3 protein-coding genes are annotated in these 21,411 nt (G+C 70.7%); all 3 read right to left on the reverse strand.

The features are described from left to right. Nucleotides 1-34 precede the first annotated feature (34 nt). The 3 genes from ACT53Q_RS13990 to ACT53Q_RS14000 all read right to left on the reverse strand — a co-directional run bounded on the left by ACT53Q_RS13990 (nucleotide 35) and on the right by ACT53Q_RS14000 (nucleotide 21,355). On the reverse strand, nucleotides 35-1,093 hold the full coding sequence (locus ACT53Q_RS13990; RefSeq protein ID WP_476187263.1) for an efflux RND transporter periplasmic adaptor subunit: 1,059 nt from the start codon (nucleotides 1,091-1,093) through the stop codon (nucleotides 35-37). Between the two features lie 151 nt (nucleotides 1,094-1,244). After that, a complete protein-coding gene (locus tag ACT53Q_RS13995; protein WP_476187264.1) occupies nucleotides 1,245-2,321 on the reverse strand; it encodes an ABC transporter permease in 1,077 nt (358 codons plus the stop codon). After that, the gene (locus ACT53Q_RS14000; RefSeq protein WP_476187265.1) at nucleotides 2,318-21,355 is read right to left on the reverse strand and encodes an amino acid adenylation domain-containing protein; all 19,038 of its coding nucleotides are present in this window, start codon (nucleotides 21,353-21,355) and stop codon (nucleotides 2,318-2,320) included. Before ACT53Q_RS14000 ends, ACT53Q_RS13995 begins: the two co-directional genes overlap by 4 nt. Nucleotides 21,356-21,411: the final 56 nt, after the last annotated feature.

Raw genomic sequence — 21,411 nt, forward strand, 5'->3', positions numbered from 1 at the left:
GCGGACCCGGCGCGATGACGGCGGCGGGTGCGCATCAGGCGCGGGTCCGGACGACCTTGACCCGATCCTTCTCGCGCAGGAACGGCCCGGCCCTGGCGACGATCTCGGCGCCGCCCAGCGTTTCCCGGACGATGACCGTGTCTTCGGTCTGCATGGTCGGCGTGACCGCCTGCCGCGACACCACGCCGTTGCCGTCGACGCGCCAGACGTAGCTGCCCGCGCTGTCCTGCTGGAGCGCCGAGCGCGGCAGCGCCCAGCCTTCCACGTGCGCCACGTCGATGCTGGCCTGGCCGAAGGCGCCGACCGGCAGCGTCCCGCCGCCGTGCAGGCGGATGCGGACATCCGCGGCGCGGCTGGCGGCATCGACATTCGGCGAGATCAGGCGGATCTCGCCGGTGATCGCGTCGCGTCGACCGGCGATGGCGACCTTCGCCTGCATGCCCACCGACAGGCGGCCGACGAAGGCTTCCGGAACGCTGGCCACCATTTCGACGTCGCCGTCCTTCGCGATCTCGAACAGGGCCTGGGTGCCATCGGTCAGCCCGCCGATGGTCGCGTTGCGCCGATAGATGAGCCCGGCCGCCGGTGCGACCACCTGCGTCCGCTGCACGCTGAGGCTGGCGTTCTCGTAGCCGGCGCGCGCCTGCTCGTAGGCGGCCTGCTTCTGCTTGAAGAATTCGCGGCTGACCAGCTGCGACGAGACCAGCGCCCGCGCGCGTTCGAATTCGCCGCGGGTGCGGTCGTACTCGGAACGCAGGCCATCGCGCTCGATGCCGAGGCTGCGGCCGTCGAGCACCGCCAGCGTCTGCCCGGCGCGGACGTAGTCGCCGGCCTCGGCCTCGATGCGCAGGACGCGCAGGCCGGAGAGTTCGGGCATCACTGTCACGTCCTCGCGGCTGCGGGTCTGGCCGACGACGCGGACGATGTCCGGGACGGACCTGCGCTCGGCGCGGACCACGCTGACGGCCAGCATCGAGGCGTCGCGCCCGGCCTGCGTCGGCGCGGTGCTCTCGCCTCTTGCCCCGATCCGCATGCCGACGGCCAGCCCGACCGCGAGCAGGGACATGCCGAGCAGAAATGTACGTTTACTCATCGCCTCGAGACCTTCCTGGTGATGCGATCACCGCGGACGGCACCGGCGAGGGCGCCTTCGCGGGGTGATGCATGTCGTGCCCCTGTTATCGTCTGGTGCCGATCGCCGGATGCCGCCTCGCGAACGTGCTTCCCTGCGCGCGCCGCGGTGCTCACCAGCGGAACTTCCATCGGGTGAGCGCCAGCGCCACCACCAGCCAGCCGGCCATGATCGCCAGCGACGGGAACAGCGTCTGCACGTTGTGGAAGCCCACGCCGCCGAACATCAGGTCGCGCATCGCCGACGTGAACGGCGCCATCGGCGAGTATTCGGCGAGCGGGCGCAGCCATGCGGGGAAGGCGCTGATCGAGAAGAACACGCCGCCCAGCAGCACCAGCGGGATCTGGACCACGCTGACCACGCCGTTGAAGGCCATGACGGTCCGGGTGAACAGGAACAGGAGCAGCCCGAGCGCGAGGAACAGGCTGCAGCCGAGGGTGACGACCACCAGCAGCAGCGGGAAGTTGATGTCCATCGGCACCCCGAGCAGCAGGACGCTGATCAGGAACATGCCGATGGCCACGCTGTAGGCCACCAGCATCCGCGACATGAACAGGCCCACGAAGAACGGCACCGGGGAAGCATCGATGGTCTTCAGGTTGCGGTACAGGCCCAGCGCTTCCTCTTCGATCAGCACGCCACCGAAGCCGCTCAGTCCGATGACCAGCAGCGTCATCGCGATGATGCCGGGCAGGATGACCGCGAGGTAGGACGACCGCTTGCTCACCTCGGTCGCCTCCAGTCGCAGCCGCGGGGCGTCCGTGCCGGCACCGGCCTTGCCGGCGGCGGACTGGAAGATGCCGGCGAGCGCGAGCGCCGCGACCCGGTTCTCCTCCAGGGAATTGCTGACGAGGCGCAGGTCCGTCGCATCGGTCGATCCCGCCGGGAACGCGATCAGGTGCTGGATCTCGTTGTCCCTGAGCTGGCGTTCGGCCTCGGCGCGGGAACCCGCGAACGCCACGACCTTCACGAGGTCGTGCTTCGAGATCCGCTCGAACAGCGCCTTCGCCGCGGGCGGCGCCTCGCGTTCGAGGTAGGTGACCTCGATCTCGTGGTTGCTCGCCATCTCCAGCGGATAGCCGATGCCCAGCAGCAACAGCACGGGGAAGACGTACGAAAAGAACAGTCCCATCTTGTCGTACTTCATCTGCATGACGCGCAGCTTGAAGAACACCCAGGCCTTCTTCATGGCTTCAGTTCCTTTCCGGTCTTGTTCAGGAAAACGTCTTCCAGGCTGATCCGGTCGACCTGGATGCTCTGGATGCCGGCCTGCCTGCTCTCGGCCTGGGACAGGGTTTCGCGAAGCGCGTTGACGACGTCGTCGGTGGCGATGAGCACGGATTCCGTGAACGGGTCCCAGCTGGTGCGGTAGCGGTCGCCCATCGCCGCGGCGATCTCCTCGCCGGCGGCCGCGGAATCGATGCGCACGCGCAACTGCTGCGACGCATTCAGTTCCGCGATCATCGACGAGGGATTGCCCTGGCCGACCACCTCGCCCCGGTTCATGATCATGATCTCGTCGCAGAGGCGTTCGGCTTCTTCCATGTAGTGCGTGGTGAGCACGATGGTGCGGTTGCGGTCCTGCTTGAGTTCCTCGATGAACTCCCACGTGTAGCGCCGGCTGTGCGGGTCGAGCGCGGCGGTCGGTTCGTCGAGGAAGATGATCTCCGGATCCGCGAGCAGCGCGAGCACCAGCGAGAGCCGCTGCTTCTGGCCGCCCGAGAGCTGGTCGACCTTGAACTTCAGCTTGTCGCTCAGGTCCAGGCGCTCCAGCAGGCGCTGCGCCGGCGGCAGGTTCACCTTGCCGCTCGCGGCGGCGCGCAGCTCCGTGTAGAACGTGAGCAGCTCGGCCACGGTCAGGTACGGGAAATAGTTGTTGGCCTGCAACTGCACGCCGAACTTCGGCTGGATCCTGCGGATCTGGGTCGCGACGTCGAAGCCCATCACCGTGATCCTGCCGGAGGTGATCGGCACGATGCCCTCGATCATCCCGAGCAGCGAGGTCTTGCCTGCGCCGTTGGGCCCGAGGATGCCGAAGCAGCAGCCCTTGGGCACGGTGAAGCTGATGCCCTTGACCACCTCGGCGGTGTCGTAACGCTTGCGCAGGTCCTCGACCACGATCACCGGCTCCACCGCCGGGACGGCGATGGCGCTTGCCGGGGCGTGTTCGCTCCCGGCCGACGGCACCTGCGTGTCGATGAGCGTTCCGGATTCGGATTTCACGATCGCGGCCACGGTTTCCCTTCCTTCATGATCGCCTCTGTATGCGAACACCATGTCCATGCGTCCTTCGCATGCGAAGAATTCGCAGATGATGCCGACGCTCTCCAGCCGCGCCAGCGCATTGTCCAGACCCGCCGCCTCGATCTCGAGTTCCGCAGGCGCCGCGGGTTGCCAGTTGAACGAGATTTCATCGCGCGGCGGCGGCAGCGTGCCCGCGATCCGCGGGTCGCCGCCGTCGTGCCAGTCCGCGTAGCGGATGCCGCCGCGATGCAGCGCGCCGATCCTGCGCATCGTCGTTTCGAAGCGGGTGTCCGCGCCGACGTCGACGGGGATCTTGTCGACGAACAACCCGACCTGGCCGAAGAAACCCTCCGCGCCGAGCTGGCGTCCGTGATGGGTCAGCACGGCGCCGAAGCGCGGCAGCCCGATCGCCGCGGCGACGATCCGGGCGAAGATCGAGAACGCGCGTTCGGCCGAATCCTCGCCCACGCCATCGAAACGCGCGACCACCATTTGCGGCGGCATCGATGCGCGCGCCTGCAACGCGGCCGCAGTTGCGCGCATCGTCGCCGCGAGCGCGGCGGCGTCGAATTCCCGCGCGGCATGATCCAGCACCTCCGGCGCGTGCACGGCGATGCAGGCGTCGGCGAAATCGCGATACGGGCGCGGCGGCGGCGTGCCGGCACCGGTCAGCAGGCCCATCATCGCGTCCGCGATCGCGTCGAACGACCTGCCGTCCCAGAGGAGGTGGTCGCCATGGACGAGGAGCAGGTGGTCGGTGTCGTCGCGCGAGACCACGGCTGCGGAATAGCCGGTCGGCGATGCGGCCTTCGCTTCGCGGAGCGCGGCGACGACGCGGTCGATGGCGTGCCGGGCATCGGTGGCGGGCCGTGCGCGCAGGTCGACGGCGGGCACGTCCCCGGCGCAGTACGCGCCTGCCTCCAGGACGTGGAGCAGTCCGGCCTCCAAATCGATGGCCGCATGCAGCATGTCCTGGCTGCGCACGAGGGCCGCGAACGCTTCGCGCAGATCGTCCGGCGACCACCAGCCCGGCAGCGGGACGACATGCAGATGGTCGCGGTCGTGCATCGACGCCATGTCGCGGTGCAGCGCGGTGAAGGCGATCTGCTCGCGCACCGGTGCACCGGCCAGCGCCTGCGTCGAACCGGCGCGGACCTGTGCGAGCGCAGTCGTCAGGGGGTCGGTCGAAGGCGCGCCGACGGCGGGCGAGCCCGCGGCGGCATCGGCTTGCGCTGCACGCAGGGCCGCCTGCGGGTCGTCCGCGACGAGGATGCGCGCCGGTCGCAATGCGGGCGCGCAGCGCGCGAGCACCGTGGCGAATTCGCGCCGTCCGGCGCTGTCCGCGGGCGCCACGGCCAGCGTCTTCACGCCGGCGACATCGCCTGCGGCGTGCGGCCACGATCGCGCCTGCAGCCATGCTTCCGGTTCCGGCGAGGCCATCGACGCGGCGGCGGCGATGGCGTGCAGCGTGCCGTGGCGGTAGATGTCCTGGATGCCCAGCGCGACCCCGCGTTCGCCCAGCGCCGCCAGCATGCGCAGCAGCAGCAGGGAGTGTCCGCCCAGCGCGAAGAAGTCGTCGTTGCGGCCGACGCGATCGATGCCGAGCATCGACTGCCAGGTGTCGGCGACGATGCGTTCGACCGGCGTTTGCGGGGGCTCGTAGGCGGTCTGCGCGAAGGCGTCGCCATCGGGCGGCGGCAAGGCGTTGCGATCGATCTTGCCGTTGGGCGTGAGCGGCCAGGCGTCCATGCGCACGAAGGCCGACGGCACCATGTACGCCGGCAGTTCCTCGCCGAGTCGCGCACGCAGCGCTGCCGCATCGAAGCCGTCGATGGCCAGGCAATAGGCGACCAGGCGCTTTTCGCCGGCGGCATCCTCGCGTGCCAGCACCACCGCCTCGCGCACGCCGTCGCATCCGGAAAGCCGGGATTCGATCTCGCCCAGTTCGATGCGGAAGCCGCGGATCTTCACCTGGAAGTCGTTGCGGCCGACGTAGTCGATGTTGCCATCCGGCAGCCAGCGGCACAGGTCGCCGGTCCTGTACATCCGCGCGCCCGGAACGGGGTCGAAGGGATTCGCCACGAAGCGTTCCGCGGTGAGCTCCGGGCGGTCGAGGTAACCGCGCGCGACGCCCGCACCGGCGATGTACAGCTCGCCGGTGACACCGATCGGCACCGGGTGGCGGTGCGCGTCGAGGATGTAGACCCGGGTGTTCGCGATCGGGCGTCCGATCGGCAGATAGGTCGCCGTCGTCGGCGCGGCTTCCGCGTCGGCGGCCGGTGCGATCTGCGCGGTCATCGACCAGACCGTGGTTTCGGTGGGCCCGTACATGTTCCACAGCCGGGCGCCGCCTTCGGTCAGCTTCCCGGCCAGCCCGCTCTGCCAGGCCTCGCCGCCGCACAGCAGGCGCATGCCCGCGCCGGCGCTCCATCCCGCGTCGATCAGCATGTGCCAGGTCGCGGGCGTCGCCTGCACCACGGTCGCGCCGACGGCGTCGATGAAGCCGGCCAGCGCGGCGCCGTCCACCACGGTCTCGCGATCCGCGAGCGCCAGGCGCGCGCCGACGGACAGCGGCAACAGCAGTTCCAGCACCGAGATGTCGAACGAGAGCGTGGTGACGGCGCACAGCGTGTCGTGCGCATCGAGGCCGGGGTGCTCGGCCATCGCGCTGATGAAGTTGACCACCGCGGCATGGGGCACGCAGACGCCCTTGGGCCGACCGGTCGAGCCGGACGTGAACATCACGTAGGCGAGCTGGGTCTCCGGGCGGCTTCCGGGCCACGGCGCCGGATCGTGGTCGGGCGCATCGGGTGCGTCGTCCATCGCCGCCGGATCGATCATGCGCAGGCGCGCGATGGCCGGATTCGCGGCATCGCGTTCCAGCGCGCGACGGCCATCGTCGTCGGCCAATACCAGCGTCGTCTGGCTGTCCTCGATGATCTGCACCAGGCGCTCGCGCGGGAACGCGATGTCCAGCGGCACGTAGGCGGCACCGGACTTCAGCGTCGCCAGCACCGCCACCAGCATCGAGGTGTTGCGTCGCGTGCAGATGCCGACGCGTTCGCCCGGCTTCGCGCCCAGCGCGCGCAACCGGTGCGCAAGGCGGTTCGCGCGGCGATTGAGCGCCGCGTAGGTCAGCCGCTCCTGGCCGAAGATCAACGCGGTGGCGTCGCCGTCTCGCTCGGCCCGGGCTTCGAACAACTGGTGCACGAGCAGATGGTCGGGATAGGCGCGGTCGGTGTCGTTCCATCCTTCGAGCAGGATGGACAGTTCGTCGGCGCCGAGGATCGGCAGTTTCGCCACCGGCGTCTTCGTCCGCGTCGCACGCCGGGCACCGTCCGCGATCGCGTGCTCCGCCTCGTGCACGATGCAGCCGACCACGGTCTCGGTCGGGCCGTATTCGTTGATGATGACCGCCTGCGGCGAGAGCGCGTGCCACAGCGCGACGGTCGAGGAAGGCAGCGCTTCGCCGCCGACCACGAACAGCTTCGGCGCCGGATGCGCGCCCTGCGCCTGCAGGTGGCGTCCCACTTCGGCCAGGTGCGCGGGGGTGATCTTGATCAGCGCGGGCTGTTCGAGTTCGCGCAACAGCCGTTCCAGCCCCTCGATCTCCTCGCCCTCGGGGACCAGGTGCACGCAGCCGCCGCTGAGCAACGGCAGGTAGAGGCTGGTGACGGTCGCATCGAACGCGATCGACGAGGACATCACGCTGCACGCGCGCCCTTCCGGATAGGCGTCGAGGGCCCAGTACAGATAGTTCAGCAATTGCCCGTGCTCGATCATCACGCCCTTCGGCATGCCGGTCGAGCCGGAGGTGTAGATCACGTAGGCCAGATGCCGCATCGTCAGGCCGCAGGCCTGCGGATCCGGGTCGTGCTCCGGTTGCGTCGCGATGGCGTCGGCCTCGCGATCGAGGCACAGCCACGCGACGTCCGCTTCCGGCGTCACGCCCGCGGTGTGCCAGCGGGTGCGCATGGCGGCGTTGGTCAGCAAGGCCTTCGGTGCGCTGTCGCGCAGCAGGTCGTCGAGCCGCCGCTGCGGCAGGGCGGGGTCGATCGGCACGTAGGCGCCGCCGGCCTTGAGGACGGCGAGGATCGCGACGATCAGGTCGGGGCTGCGCTCGATGCAGATGCCGACGCGGTCGTCCGCGCCCACGCCGGCATCGTGCAGCCGGTGTGCGAGGCGGTTCGCGCGCAGGTTGAGTTCGGCATAGGTCAGCGTCTGCTGCCCGAAGACCACGGCGACCGCATCCCCGGCCCGCGCGACCTGGGCTTCGAACACCTGGTGCGCGAACGACTGGTCGGGGAACCGGTGCGCGGTCGCGTTCCGGACCTGGAGCAACTGCGACAGTTCGTCGGCGCCGAGGATCGGCAGGTCCGCGGCCGGGCGATGCGTCTCGACCGGATCGTGGGCGTCCACCATCGCCGCCAGCAGGCGCAGCCAGTAACCGGCGTAGCGACGCACCGTCCCGCGATCGAACAACGCACTGGCATAGGTGAGCATGCCGTCGATGTCGCGCTCGCCGTCGACCAGGTCGAGCGACAGGTCGAACTTCGAGAGCTTCGCCTCGATCGCGGCCGGCACCGCCTCCAGGCCCGGGAACGCGGTCTCGTCGAGCGCCTGGTTGTTGAGGGTCAGCATCGTCTGGAAGATCGGCGTGTGCGCGGTGCTGCGCGCCGGTTTCACCGCATCCACCACCTGGTCGAACGACAGGTCCTGGTGCGCCTGCGCCTCCAGCACCTGGTGCCGGACGCGGGCCAGCAGGTCGGCGACGGTGGGTTCGCCGGTCAGGTCGAAACGCAGCGCCAGCGTGTTGACGAAGAAGCCGATCAGCGGCTCGACTTCGGCGCGGTTGCGACCCGCCACGGCGGTGCCGACCACCACGTCATCCTGGTTGGACAGCCGGCCCAGCAGCGCCGCCCATGACGCCAGCAGCACCATGTACGTGGTGACGCCGTGCTCGTTGGCGAAGGTGCGCAACTTCGTCGTCAGCGCTTCATCCAGGCGCACGTCGAGGGTATCGCCGGCATGGTCCTGCATCGCGGGACGCGGCCGGTCGGTCGGCAGCGCCAGCAGGGTCGGTGCACCGGCCAGCGCGTGCTTCCAGAATGCGATCTGCTTCGCGCACGCGTCCTGGTCCAGCCATTGCCGCTGCCAGGCGGCGTAGTCGGCGTACTGGATCGCCAGCGGCGGCAACGGATCGGGTGCGCCTTCGACGTCGGCCCGGTACAGCACGTTCAGTTCGCGCAGCAGCACGCCGATCGACCAGCCGTCGCCGACGATGTGGTGCATCACCAGGTACAGCAGGTGGTCCTCGTCGCCCATCCGCGCATGCACCACGCGCAGCAGCGGACCGGTGCCGAGGTCGAAGGGACGCGCGAACGCGTCCGCACCGAGCGCACGGGCGAGGGTTTCGCGGCCGTCTTCCGCGCGGAGGTCGTGGTGCTCGGGCGCGAACGCCATCCGGGGCAGGATGTCCTGCACGGGCTCGCCGGCGACGCTCGTGAAGCGTGTGCGCAGGGCCTCGTGGCGATCGACGATCCGCTGCAGCGCTCGGGACAACGCGCCGAGGTCCAGCCGGCCGCGCAACCGCACCGCGCCGCCCATGTGGTAGGCCGCGCTGGCGCCTTCGATGCGGGTGAGGAACCACAGCCGCTGCTGCGCCAGCGACAGCGGCAGGGGGCCGTCGCGGGGGACGACCGCGATCGGCGTGAGCGCGGCCGCGTCCGCCGCGATCGCACGTGCGGCCAGGTCGCAGAGCACCGGCGCCTCGAACAGCGCACGCAGCGGGAGTTCGACGCCCAGCGCGCGACGCGCGCGTGACACCAATTGCACGGCGAGCAGCGAATGACCGCCGAGTTCGAAGAAGTGATCGTGGCGACCGACGCGATCGACACCGAGCAGTTCGCTCCAGATCGCTGCGAGCGCGGCCTCGGCCTCGCCCTCCGGCGGCGTGTAGTCGCGACGGGCGTAGGCCGTGTCCGCCGGCGCCGGCAGCGCCTTGCGGTCGATCTTGCCGTTCACCGTCAGCGGCCAGCGTTCCAGTTGCACGAACGCCGCGGGAATCATGTACTCGGGCAGGGTCTGCGCCAGGTGTCGGCGCATCTCCGCGGCGTCGTGGCCGTGGTCGGACAGGTAATAGGCGACGAGCTGCTTTTCGCCGCGCGCATCCTCGCGCGCGAGCACCACCGCTTCGCGGATGCCGTCGAACAGGCAGAGCCGGCTCTCGATCTCGCCCAGTTCGATGCGGAAGCCGCGGATCTTCACCTGGAAATCGTTGCGGCCGAGGAATTCGATGTTGCCGTCGGGCAGCCAGCGACCGACATCGCCGGTCGCGTACATCCGTGCACCCGCCCCGGCGCCGGGATGGAACGGGTCGGGCAGGAAGCGTTCGCGGGTCAGTTCGGGACGGTTGAGGTAGCCCGCGGTCACGCCTTCGCCGCCGATCCAGATCTCGCCGGACGCGCCGACCGGCACCGGGCGGCGCAGGGCATCGAGCAGGTAGACGGAGGTGTTGGCGATGGGCCGGCCGATGGAGATGATGTCCTCGTCGGCGCTCAGGCGCGTGATGGTCGAGAGGATGGTGGTCTCGGTCGGGCCGTAGCCGTTGAGGTAGTGGCCGCGTTCGGCCCAGTGCTTCACCAGCTCCGGCGTCGGTGCCGATCCCGCGGTCAGCAGCTGGAACTTGTCCGAGACCAGCGACGGATCCATGTGCTGCAGGTACGACGGCGGGAAGGCGGCGAAGCGGATGCGCTGCTCGACCAGGTAGCGCTCCATCCGCTTCGGGTCCTGGATGGTGGCGTCGTCGAGGATGTGCAGCTCGCCGCCGGCCAGCAGGCACGAGAAGATTTCGCCCGCGGAGGCATCGAAGGTGTACGGCGCGAACTGCGTCATCGCGTCGCCGGGCGCGATCATGTCGGCGCACCAGCAGCAGAAGTTGACGAGGTTGCGATGCGTCGCCACCACGCCCTTGGGCAGGCCGGTCGTGCCCGAGGTGTAGATCACGTAGGCCGGGTCCGACGCGTCCAGGCCGGCGCGGGACGGGGCATCGTCGGGATACCGCATCAGCGCGTCGTGCACCGTCTCGAGGATGCAGACCGGGACGTCGACGGCGTCCGGCCACTGCGCCGAGCGGTGTGCCAGCAGCAGCGCGGGTTTCGCATCGGACAGCATGAAGGCCATGCGGTCGGCCGGCGTGTCGGTCGCCATCGGCACGTAGGCCGCGCCGGCCTTCATCACGGCGAGCAGGGTCGCGACCATGTCGAGGCCGCGTTCCAGCGCGACCGCGACCAGCGCGCCAGGGCCGATGCCGCGTTCGCGCAGATGGTGCGCCAGGCGGTTGGCGCGCGCGTCCAGTTCGCGATAGGTGATGCGCTGGTCCACGTGCACGACCGCGACCGCCTCCGGTCGCTCCGCGACACGGTCGGCCAGCAATTCGTGCGCGCAACGGTCGAGCGGGAAGGGACGCGCCGTTTCGTTCCAGCCGTGCACGATCCGCGCGAATTCGTCCGCGGGCATCACGTCGATCGCTGACACCGGCATCGCGGGGTCGGCCGCCATGGCGTCGATCAACCCCGCGAGCGCCGCCTGCAGGTAGTCGCACACGCGGGCCGCGCCGACCGACGGCAGGGTCTGGACCGCGATCTCGAAGGCATCGCCGAAATCGTCCACGGCCACGGCCAGCGGGTAGTTGGTGCGGTCGCCGCTCTCGACGTCGTCGATCAGCGTCGGCGCCGCGCCCTCCACCGGGTGCGCGCTGTAGCGGTAGTTGATCAGCGACGTGAACAGCGGACTCGATGCGGGCACGCCGCTGCAGCGCTGCGCCGCGGCCAGCGAGGCATGTTCGTGCGGCAGCAGGTCGGCCAGCGCCTGCTGCGCCTGCCGGATCGCGTCGACGACGGAACGCGTCTCCAGGTCGATGCGGATCGGCAGGCTGTTGATGAACAGCCCCAATGCGCGATCCGCGTCCTCGCCGCCGTCCATGCGTCCGAACAGCACGGTGCCGAACACGACGCTCTCCGTGCCGGTCGCCCGGGCCAGCACCAGCGCCCAGGCGAGGTGCGCGATCGCCGCGGTGCCGACGCCGAGTTCGCGCGCGCACTGGCGCCATCGCGCCGACAGCGCCTGCGGCAGCGGGCGCGCGCATTCGTCGAAGGTGGCCACGTCCTCCACCATCGTCGCCAGCCCGAAGGGCGTGGTCGGTTGTTCGACGCTGCCCAGCATGCGGGTGAAGAACGCCTTCTGCGCGGCGGGATCGACGCCGTGCCGCACCTGCCAGATGTAATTGCGGTAGGGCGCGGGCCGCAGCAGTTCCGCGGCGCGCCCCTGGCCGATCAGCGCCGCTTCCTCCATCACCACTTCCAGACTGGTGTGGTCCATCAGCAGGTGGTGGAAGGCGATGCACATGCGCCAGCGATCCGCGGCCGGATCGTATTGCGAGCAGCCGCACAGCAGCGGCGCGCGGGTCAGGTCCATCCGGAAATCCGCAGGCGCCAGCCGCGCCGCCAGACGCGCGCGGACATCGCCCGCGTCGTTCGATGCCGGCAGGATCTCGTTCGGGAAGATCGCCGTGCGCTGCACCACCTGCAGCGGCTGGTCCAGGCCTTCCCACACGAACGCCGTGCGCAGCACGTCATGCCGGTCGATCACCTGCTGCAGCGTCGCCACGAACGCCTCCAGCGCCGCGCGGTCGGGGAAGCTCAGGTTGGCGGTCGCGTGGTAGGGATCGCCGCGTTCGGTCAGCAGACGCTGGAACAGCATGCCTTCCTGCATCGGTGACAGCGGGTAAAGGTCCTGGACGTTCGCCGCGCCGCCGTCGATCCGCGCCACCACCGCATCGATCTGCGCCTGCGTCAGTGCGACCAGCGGCAGCATGGCGGGCTCGATGCGCTCTGCATCCGCGGGAATGCCGTTCGGCGGCACCTGCGTGCGCCGCGCCTCGGTACGCACTTCGCGCGCGAATTCCTGGAGGTCGCGCGCCATGAACAGGGCGCGCACATCGGCGTCCAGGCCCTGCTTGCGCATCCGCTCGACCAAGGTCACCGCCACGAGCGAATGCCCGCCGAGATCGAAGAAGTTGTCGTGGCGGCCGACGCGCTCCACGCGCAGCAGCGACGACCAGATCGATGCGACGGCCTCTTCCACCGGGCCTTCCGGGGCTTCGTAGGCCCGGCTCGCGTACGCCGTGTCCTGCGGTGCCGGCAGCGCCTTGCGGTCGACCTTGCCGTTGGGCGTCAGCGGCAGCGACGCCAGCGTCACGAACGCCGACGGCACCATGTATTCCGGCAGCGCCTGCGACAGTGATTGCCGCAGTGCCGCGGCATCCGGCGTTTCGTCGCCGCCGACCACGTAGGCCACCAGTCGTTTCTCGCCGGGCACGTCCTCGCGCGCGAGCACCACTGCCTCGCGCACGCCGGGCAGCGCCGACAGGCGCGATTCGATCTCGCCGAGTTCGATGCGGAAGCCGCGGATCTTGACCTGGTGATCGTTGCGGCCGAGGAATTCGACGGTGCCATCGGCGCGCCAGCGGCCGAGGTCGCCGGTGCGGTACATGCGCGCGCCGGGCTCGCCGGCGAACGGGTCGTCGAGGAAGCGTTCCGACGTCAATTCGGGGCGATTCCAGTAGCCGAGCGCCACGCCGCTGCCGCCGATGTACAGCTCGCCGGCGACGCCCGCCGGGACCGGCTGGCGCTGCGTGTCCAGGATGTAGACGCGCACGTTCGGCATCGGCCTGCCGATCACCCGCGCCTGCGCGCCCGACGTCCATTCGTGCATCGTGGCGCAGACCGTGGCTTCCGTCGGGCCATAGGCGTTGATCACCCGGCGGCCGGCCAGCAGGCGGTCGATCAGCGCCGCATCCGGCACCTCGCCGCCCAGCACCACGGTCTGCAGGCTGGCCGGCATCTCCTCCAGCGGCAGCGCGCTCAGCAGCGCCGGCGGCATCAGGGCATGGGTGACGCCGAAGGCCCGCAGGTGCGGGATCAGGCCATCGCCGTACAGGCTGCGACCCGGCGCGGGCAGTACCAGCGCCGCGCCGGAGAGCAGCGCGGAGAAGACTTCCGCGACGCAGACGTCGAACGCGAGCGATGCGAACTGCAGCACGCGACTGTCGGGCGTGATGCGCATCAGGTCGCAATGGCCGCGCGCCATGCCGGTCGCGCTGGCGTGGCCGACCACCGTGCCCTTCGGCAGTCCGGTCGAGCCGGAGGTGTAGATCATGTACGCCGGATCGGAGGCGCGCGCATCGGCATCGGTGTCGGCGTCGACGATCGCGTGGGCAGCATCCGTGGCGGATGGCGCCGGCGATCCGGTCCACGCCTGTTCCAGCGCGAAGACGGGCAACGCGGACAGGCCCGCCAGTGCGTCCGTCAGGGCCGAACGCCCGGTCGCATCCGCCACCAGCAGCGACACCTGCGCATCGTCGAGCTGGTAGGCGAGCCGGTCGGGCGGATAGGCCGGATCCAGCGGGACGTAGGCCGCTCCCGTCTTGAGCACGGCCAGGATCGCGGCGATCGTCGCGATCGTGCGTTCGGCGCAGATCGCGACGCGATGGCCCGGCGCCGCACCGGCGGACCGCAGCGCATGCGCCAGAGCATCGGCCTGCGCGTCCAGCGCCGCGTAGGTCATGTGCGCGTCGCCGCAGAGCAGCGCGATCGCCGCGGGCGTCTGCGCGGCCTGACGCGCGAAGGCGCGGTCCAGGCGCGATTCCGGCGGATACGCGCGCGTCGTGGCGTTCCACGCATGCAGCAGCTGATGCCGTTCGCCGTCGTCGAGGATCGGCAGGGCGTCGATGCGGCAGGCGTCGTCTTCGACCATGGCCTGCAACAGGCGCTGCCAGTGCCCGACGTGGCGCGCGATCGTGCCCGCGTCGAACAGGTCGGTGGCGTAGTGCAGTTCGCCGACGATGCCGCCGTCCTCCTCGCGCAGGTCCAGCGTCAGGTCGAATTCGGTGCTCTCCGCGTCGGCATCGACCGGAGTGGTCTCGATGCCGGCGAGCGCAAGCCGGCCCATGTCCTGGTGCTGCCACGCGAACAGGGTCTGGAAGATCGGCGCATGCGCGGTGCTGCGCGGCGGTTTGACCGCTTCGACCACCTGGTCGAACGGCAATTCCTGGTTCGCCTGCGCTTCCAGCACCCGCTGCCGCGTCTGCTGCAGCAGTTGCGCGACCGTGAGCGCGCCGTCCACGTCGATGCGGAGCGCCAGCGTGTTCACGAAGAAGCCGATCAGCGGCTCGATTTCGGCGCGATCGCGGCCCGCGACCGGGCTGCCCACCACCACGTCGTCCTGTCCCGACAGTCGTCCGAGAATCGCCGCCCAGGCGGCGAGCAGCGTCATGTACAGCGTCGCGTCGTGGCGTCGGCCCAGCGCCTTCAGGCGCGTGGCCAGCCCGGCGTCGAGGCGGAGGCGATGCAGGCGCCCGGCGAAGCTCTGCCGCGAAGGGCGCGGACGATCGCTCGGCAGTTCCAGCAGCACCGGCGCGTCGCGCAGCGTGCGCTGCCAGTAGGCGATCTGCCGCTGCAGGCGGTCGTCCGCCAGCCACTGGCGTTGCCACTGCGCGTAGTCGGCGTACTGCAACGGCAGCGGCGGCAACGGAGCGCCGTCGTGCCCGGTCTCGATGGCATACAGCCGCCCGATCTCGTCGAGCATCACGCCCAGCGACCAGCCATCGGACGCGATGTGGTGCATGAGCAGTTGCCACTCGTGCAGGTCGTCGCGGAGTTGCAGCAGCTGTGCGCGCAGCGGACATTCGGCCTGCAGGTCGAAGGGCCGGGCGAGGAACGCCCCGCGCGCCTGCACGCAGGCATGCTCGACTGCGTCCGCGTCGTCGCCGCGAAGGTCGTCGAATCTCCAGGCCGCGGGCGCGGGCGGGAGGATGTCCAGCATCGGCTGCCCGTCCACGGGCTGGCAGCGCGTGCGCAGGATCTCGTGCCGTGCGACGACACCATCGAGGGCGCGACGCAACGCGTCGCGATCAAGCGGGCCGTGCAGACGGAACACCGCGCCGACATGGTAGGCCGCGCTGGCGCCGTCGATGCGCGTGAGGAACCACAGCCGCTGCTGCGCCGGCGACAGCGGCAGCCAGCCATCGCGCGCGACCTGCGGGATGGCGGGCAGGGCGGCGCGCCCGGCCGCTGCGATGCGTTCGGCCAGGCGTGCAGGCGTTGCCGCCTCGAACACGTCGCGCAAGGGCAGTTCGATGCCGAGCGCCTGGCGCACGCGCGACACCATCCGCATCGCGACCAGCGAATGCCCGCCGAGATCGAAGAAGTTGTCGTGGCGGCCCACGCGCTCCACGCGCAGCAGCGACGACCAGATCGACGCGACGGCCTCTTCCACCGGGCCTTCCGGTGCTTCGTAGGCCCGGCTCGCGTAGGCCGTGTCCTGCGGTGCCGGCAGCGCCTTGCGGTCGACCTTGCCGTTGGGCGTCAGCGGCAGCGACGCCAGCGTCACGAACGCCGACGGCACCATGTATTCCGGGAGCGCCTGCGACAGTGACTGCCGCAGCGACGCGGCATCCGGTGTGTCGTCGCCGCCGACCACGTAGGCCACCAGCCGTTTCTCGCCCGGCACGTCCTCGCGCGCGAGGACTACCGCTTCGCGCACGCCGGGCAACGCCGACAGGCGCGCTTCGATCTCGCCGAGTTCGATGCGGAAGCCGCGGATCTTGACCTGGTGATCGTTGCGGCCGAGGAATTCGACGGTGCCATCGGCGCGCCAGCGGCCGAGGTCGCCGGTGCGGTACATGCGCGCGCCGGGCTCGCCGGCGAACGGGTCGTCGAGGAAACGCTCGGCGGTCAGTTCGGGACGGTCGAGGTAGCCGCGGGCCACGCCGTCGCCGCCGATGTACAGCTCGCCGGCCACGCCCACCGGGACCGGGCGCAGGTCGGCGTCGAGCAGGTACGCCTGCGTGTTGGCGATCGGCCGGCCGATCGGGATCGAGCGCGCACCTTCGGCGACGTCGACGATCTCGTGGGTCAATGCGAAGGTGGTCGTTTCCGTCGGGCCGTAGCCGTTGACCAGGCGTTGCGGCCGATGCGGACCGTGCAACAACTGCGCGACCTTGCGGGCATCCAGCGCGTCGCCGCCGATCAGCAGATGCCGCAGGCGGCCGAGCGTGGGCGCCAGCGCATCGAGGTATTCGTTGAACAGGCCGACCGTCATCCACAGTGCGGTGACGTCGCCGTCGACCAGTGCCTGCGCGAACGCCGCCGGTTCGAGCACGTCGTCCTGGGCGATGACCTCCACGCGTGCGCCATTGAGCAGCGCCGCCCAGATTTCCCAGGTCGAGGCGTCGAACGCCGGGTTGGAACAATGCGCGAGGCAGTCACCGGCGGTGACCGGGGCGTAGGTGTTGTTGACCGCCAGCCGCAGGATGTTCCGGTGTTCGACCATCACGCCCTTCGGCGTGCCGGTGGAGCCGGAGGTGTAGATCACGTAGGCCAGCGTGTGCCCGTCCACGCCCGTGCGGCACGGCGCGTCGTCGCGGCCGGGTGCGAGCGCGGCGTCGATGTCCAGCGTCGCCACGGCATCGCGCAAGGGGGGCAGCGCGTCGCGGGTGGCGGCCGTCGCGAGCAGCGCCGTCGGGCGCGCGTCGTCGAGCAGGGCGGCGATGCGGTCGGGCGGGTAGGTCGGATCGATCGGCACGTAGCCGGCACCGGCCTTGAGGATCGCGAGGAAGCCGATCACCATCTCCACGCTGCGCGGCATGCAGATCGCGACGCGATCGTCCGGCGCCACGCCGGCCGCGACGAGGCGGTGCGCGATGCGGTTGGCGGCGCGATCGAGCTGGTCGTAGCTCAGCGCGCGGCCTGCGCCCGACAGCGCGATCGCGTGCGGATCGCGCGCGACATGCGCTTCGAACACGCCATGCACGGTGCCGTCCCGCGGGAACGGACGCGCGGTGGCGTTCCACTCGCGCAGCACGCGGCGATACTCGTCGGCGGGCAGCGGATCGATCGCCCGCGACGGCATGCGCGGCCGGTGTTCGAGGGCATCGATCAGGCATGCCAGGCCCGTGCGCAGGAACGCCGCGATGCGGTCGGCACCGATCGCGGGCAGGGTCTGGACGATCAGTCCGAACCCGTTGCCGTCGTCCGCGACCGAGATGGACAGCGGGTAGGCGGTACGCTCGCCGTTCTCGATGGGCTCCACGACCAATCCGTCCGGGAACCGCGCGGGATCGGCGTTGTAGAGATAGTTGAACAGCGAAGTGAACAGCGGCTGCGAAGCCGGCACACCGCTGCAGCGCTGCGCGATCGCCAGCGGCGCGTGCTCGTGGCGCAGCAGTTCGCCCAGCGTGGCATGGGTGCGGCGCACCGCTTCGGCGACGTCGGTGTCCAGGTCGATGCGGATCGGCAAGGTGTTGATGAACAGCCCGAAGGCGCGATCCGCGCCGCTGCCGGCGTCCATGCGCCCGAACAGCACCGTGCCGAACACCACGCGCGCCATGCCGGTCGCGCGCGCAAGCAGCATGGCCCAGGCCAGGTGCAGGATCGCCGCCGGACCGACGCCATGCGCACGCGCCTGCTGCCGGATTGCGGCCGACAGCGCGGTCGGCAGGGCTTCGCGGTATTCGACGAAGCCGCGGCCGTCGTGGATCGGTTCGACGTGGCCGAACGGCGCGGTCGGCTGGTCGATCCCCGCCAGCATCGCCGTGAAGAAGGCTTCGTGTCGTTGCGCATCGCCCCGGCGCATGGCGCGCCAGACGTGATCGCGGAAAGGCACCGGCGCCGGCAGCGCGATGCCGCGCTGGATCGACGCGACTTCCTCCAGCATCAGGTCGAGCGTGGCGTGGTCCATCAGCAGGTGATGCGATGCGATCGCCAGCAGCACCCGTCCGGTCTCCGCTTCCTCCGTTGAACACAGGCGGAATAGCGGCGCACGCGCGAGATCGAAGCGGTGCCGTGCCGGATCGAACTTCGCCAGCAGTTGCGCCCTGGCCGAGCCGGCCGCGGGATCGAACGTCGGCGTCTCGTGTTCGAACGCGACCTCGCGCAGCACCACCTGCACCGGTGCGTCCAGGCCTTCCCAGAAGAAGGCGGTGCGCAGGGCATCGTGGCGGGCGACCACCTGGCGGAAGGCGGCGACGAAGCGCTCGATGCCGTCGCGGTCCGGCAGGCTCAGCAGGTCGGTGATGAGATAGATGTCGTCGCGGTCTTCGAGCCGGCTGTGGAAGAGCATGCCTTCCTGCATCGGCGACAGCGGATGGATGTCCTGGATGTTCGCCGCGCCGCCCTGGACGCGCGCCGCGATGCCGTCGATCTGCGCCTGCGTCAGCGCCACCAGCGGCAACATGTCGGGCACGATGCGTTCGGCGCCTGGCGGAATGGCGTTCGCAGGCGCGGGCACGTCGCCGTCGTCCGACGCGGCGTTCGCGAATCCGGCGAGGGTCGGTTGCGCGAACAGCGCATGGATGTCGGCGACGATGCCCTGCTGGCGCAGGCGCTCGATCAGCGTGATCGCGATCAGCGAGTGGCCGCCGAGCTCGAAGAAATGGTCGTGGCGGCCGACGCGATCGAGTCGCAGCAGCTCGCGCCACAGCGCGGCCATCGCGGTCTCGCGTTCGCCCTGCGGCGGTTCGTACGCGCGCTGGACGCAGGCGTCGGCCGTCGGTGCCGGCAACGCGCGGCGATCGAGCTTGCCGTTCGGCGTGAACGGCCACGTCGCCATGTGCACGTACGCGGACGGCACCATGTAGTCGGGCAGATGCGCGGCCAGCGCCTGCCGCAGCGAGTCCGCCGGCACGGCGGCGTCGCTCTGGTAGTAGGCCACCAGGCGCCGGTCGCCCGGCGCGTCCTCGCGCACGAGGACCACGGCATCGCGGACGTGGCCATGCGCGAGCAGTCCTGCCTCGATCTCGCCCAGTTCGATGCGGAAACCGCGGATCTTGACCTGGTGATCGTCGCGGCCGAGGAATTCGAGCGTGCCGTCCGGGCGCCATCGCCCGAGATCGCCGGTGCGGTACATGCGTGCGCCGGCGTCGCCGGCGAACGGGTCCTCGACGAACCGGTCCGCGGTCAGGCCCGGGCGATGGAGGTAGCCGCGCGCGACGCCGATGCCGCCGATGCAGATTTCGCCGCCGACGCCCACCGGCACCGGCTGCCGATGGCGATCGAGCACGTAGACCTGCGTGTTCGCGACCGGCTTGCCGATCGGCAGGTGGCGCGAAGTCGCGACGCAGGGCGCGCCCGCGTCCAGCCGATGGCTGGTGGCCGTGATCGTCGCCTCGGTCGGGCCGTATTCGTTGATCAGCGCGAAGCCGCGCGGTTTGTCGCGCAGGGTTTCGGTCAGGGTCGCTTCGCCGCCGACGACGACGATGCGCAGGGCCGTCATTGCGGCCTGCGCCTCGGTATCGAGCAGCGCCGGCAGGTAGCTCGGCGGCAGGTCGGCCACCGCGACCCCATGCCGCGCGATCCGGCGCGTCGCCTCGGCGGGCGACCACAGCGTTTCGTCGCGCATCACCAGCGCTGCACCTGCGGCCAGCGTCGAGAAGATCTGAATCACCGAGGCATCGAAACTCAGCGACGCGAATTGCAGGCAACGGTCCGCGGGCGTCAGCGCGTAGGCGTCGACGGCCTGCACGATCCGCGCTACCGCCGAGCGATGCTCCAGCAGCACGCCTTTCGGCCGGCCGGTCGAGCCGGAGGTGTAGATCACGTAGGCGAGGTGCCGCGGCGACGGACCGGCGACGTGTGCCGGCGCATGCCCGGGCCACTGCGCCCAGTCTTCGCGGTCGAGGCAGATGATCGGCGCGGCGTGGTCGCCCGATGCATCGGCGTCCGTGGCGAAGATCGCGGCATGCCGCGCGCGCGCGAGGATCGCGACCGGCGCGCAGTCCTCGCGGACCATGCGCGTGCGCTCGACGGGCTGGTTCGGATCCACCGGCACGTAGGCGCCGCCGGCCTTCAGCACGCCGAGCAGCCCGGCCAGCGCCCAGGCGCCGCGCTCCACGCACAGCAGCACGCGGTGCTCGGGGCCGACGCCGGCGGCGAGCAGGCGGTGCGCGATGCGGTTCGCGCGGCGGTCGAGGTCGCCATAGGTCAGGGTTTCGGCATCCTCGATCACCGCGATCGCGTCGGGATCGGCGGCGACCGCGGCCTCGAACAACTGGTGGAGGCCGCGATCCTGCGGATACGGCCGCGCGGTGTCGTTCCACGTCCGCAGCACCTGCGTGCGTTCGGCCTCGCCCATCCATGCCAGCCGCGATGCGGCCAGTGCCGGTGTCGCGATCATGCCGTCGAGCAGGCGCTGCCAGCCGTCGGCGAAGCGCGCCACGGTGTCGCGGTCGAACAGCGCGCCCGGATAGACGATGCGCCCTTCGATCCCGGCCTTGCGCACGTCCAGTTCGAGCGTCAGGTCCACCTGCGGGTCGGTCGCCGGGGAAGCGGCGTCTTCGTCGCGCAGTCGCAGTCGCGTGTGGAACAGCGGCGCATCGGCCTCCTCGCGCATGGCATTCGCCGCGGCGACGAGCAGCGCGTGCGGAAGGCCGGCGTTGGCCTGCGCCGCCGCGTACGTCGTCCGCACGCGGACCAGCAGCGCGTCCGTGGAAGGATCGCCGCCGGTGTCGATGCGCAGGGGCAGCGTCGCGTCGTGTTCCGGCGACGGGTGCGCGGATCGCGTGCCGGCCCCGCGGGCCACGGCGCTGCCGACGAGGAGGTCGTCCTGGTTCGACAGCCGCGACAGCAGCACGGCCCAGGCGGCGAGGAACAGCAGGCGCGGTTCGATGCCGCGCGCACGGGCGAAGGCGTGCACGCGCTTCGCGAGCGGACGCGCGAGGGCGAACTCGACCGCATCGATGGCGCGGTCGACGTCCGCCGACGCACGCGCGCGGTCGAGCGGCAGTTCCAGCGCCACGGGCGCGCCGGCCAGCGCCTCGCGCCAGAACGCGACCTGCGGCGGTGCGTCGGCGTCGCGCGTCGTCGCCGCACCGGCCGTGCCGTGCGCTTCGTCCGTCGCGTCGATGAAGTGTCCGTTCGCCATCCTGCTTCCTTCGTTCCCTGATGCGCCCGCGCCGGGCGCCTGTCCTGTGCCGCGTG

This window comes from Lysobacter sp. DMC97 (genome assembly GCF_056313745.1).

What these genes read in the sequence shown, in the direction of transcription:
- ACT53Q_RS13990 (WP_476187263.1), bottom strand. Translation starts at nt 1,093, where the DNA reads ATGAGTAAACGTACATTTCTGCTCGGCATGTCCCTGCTCGCGGTCGGG.
- ACT53Q_RS13995 (WP_476187264.1), bottom strand. Translation starts at nt 2,321, where the DNA reads ATGAAGAAGGCCTGGGTGTTCTTCAAGCTGCGCGTCATGCAGATGAAG.
- ACT53Q_RS14000 (WP_476187265.1), bottom strand. Translation starts at nt 21,355, where the DNA reads ATGGCGAACGGACACTTCATCGACGCGACGGACGAAGCGCACGGCACG.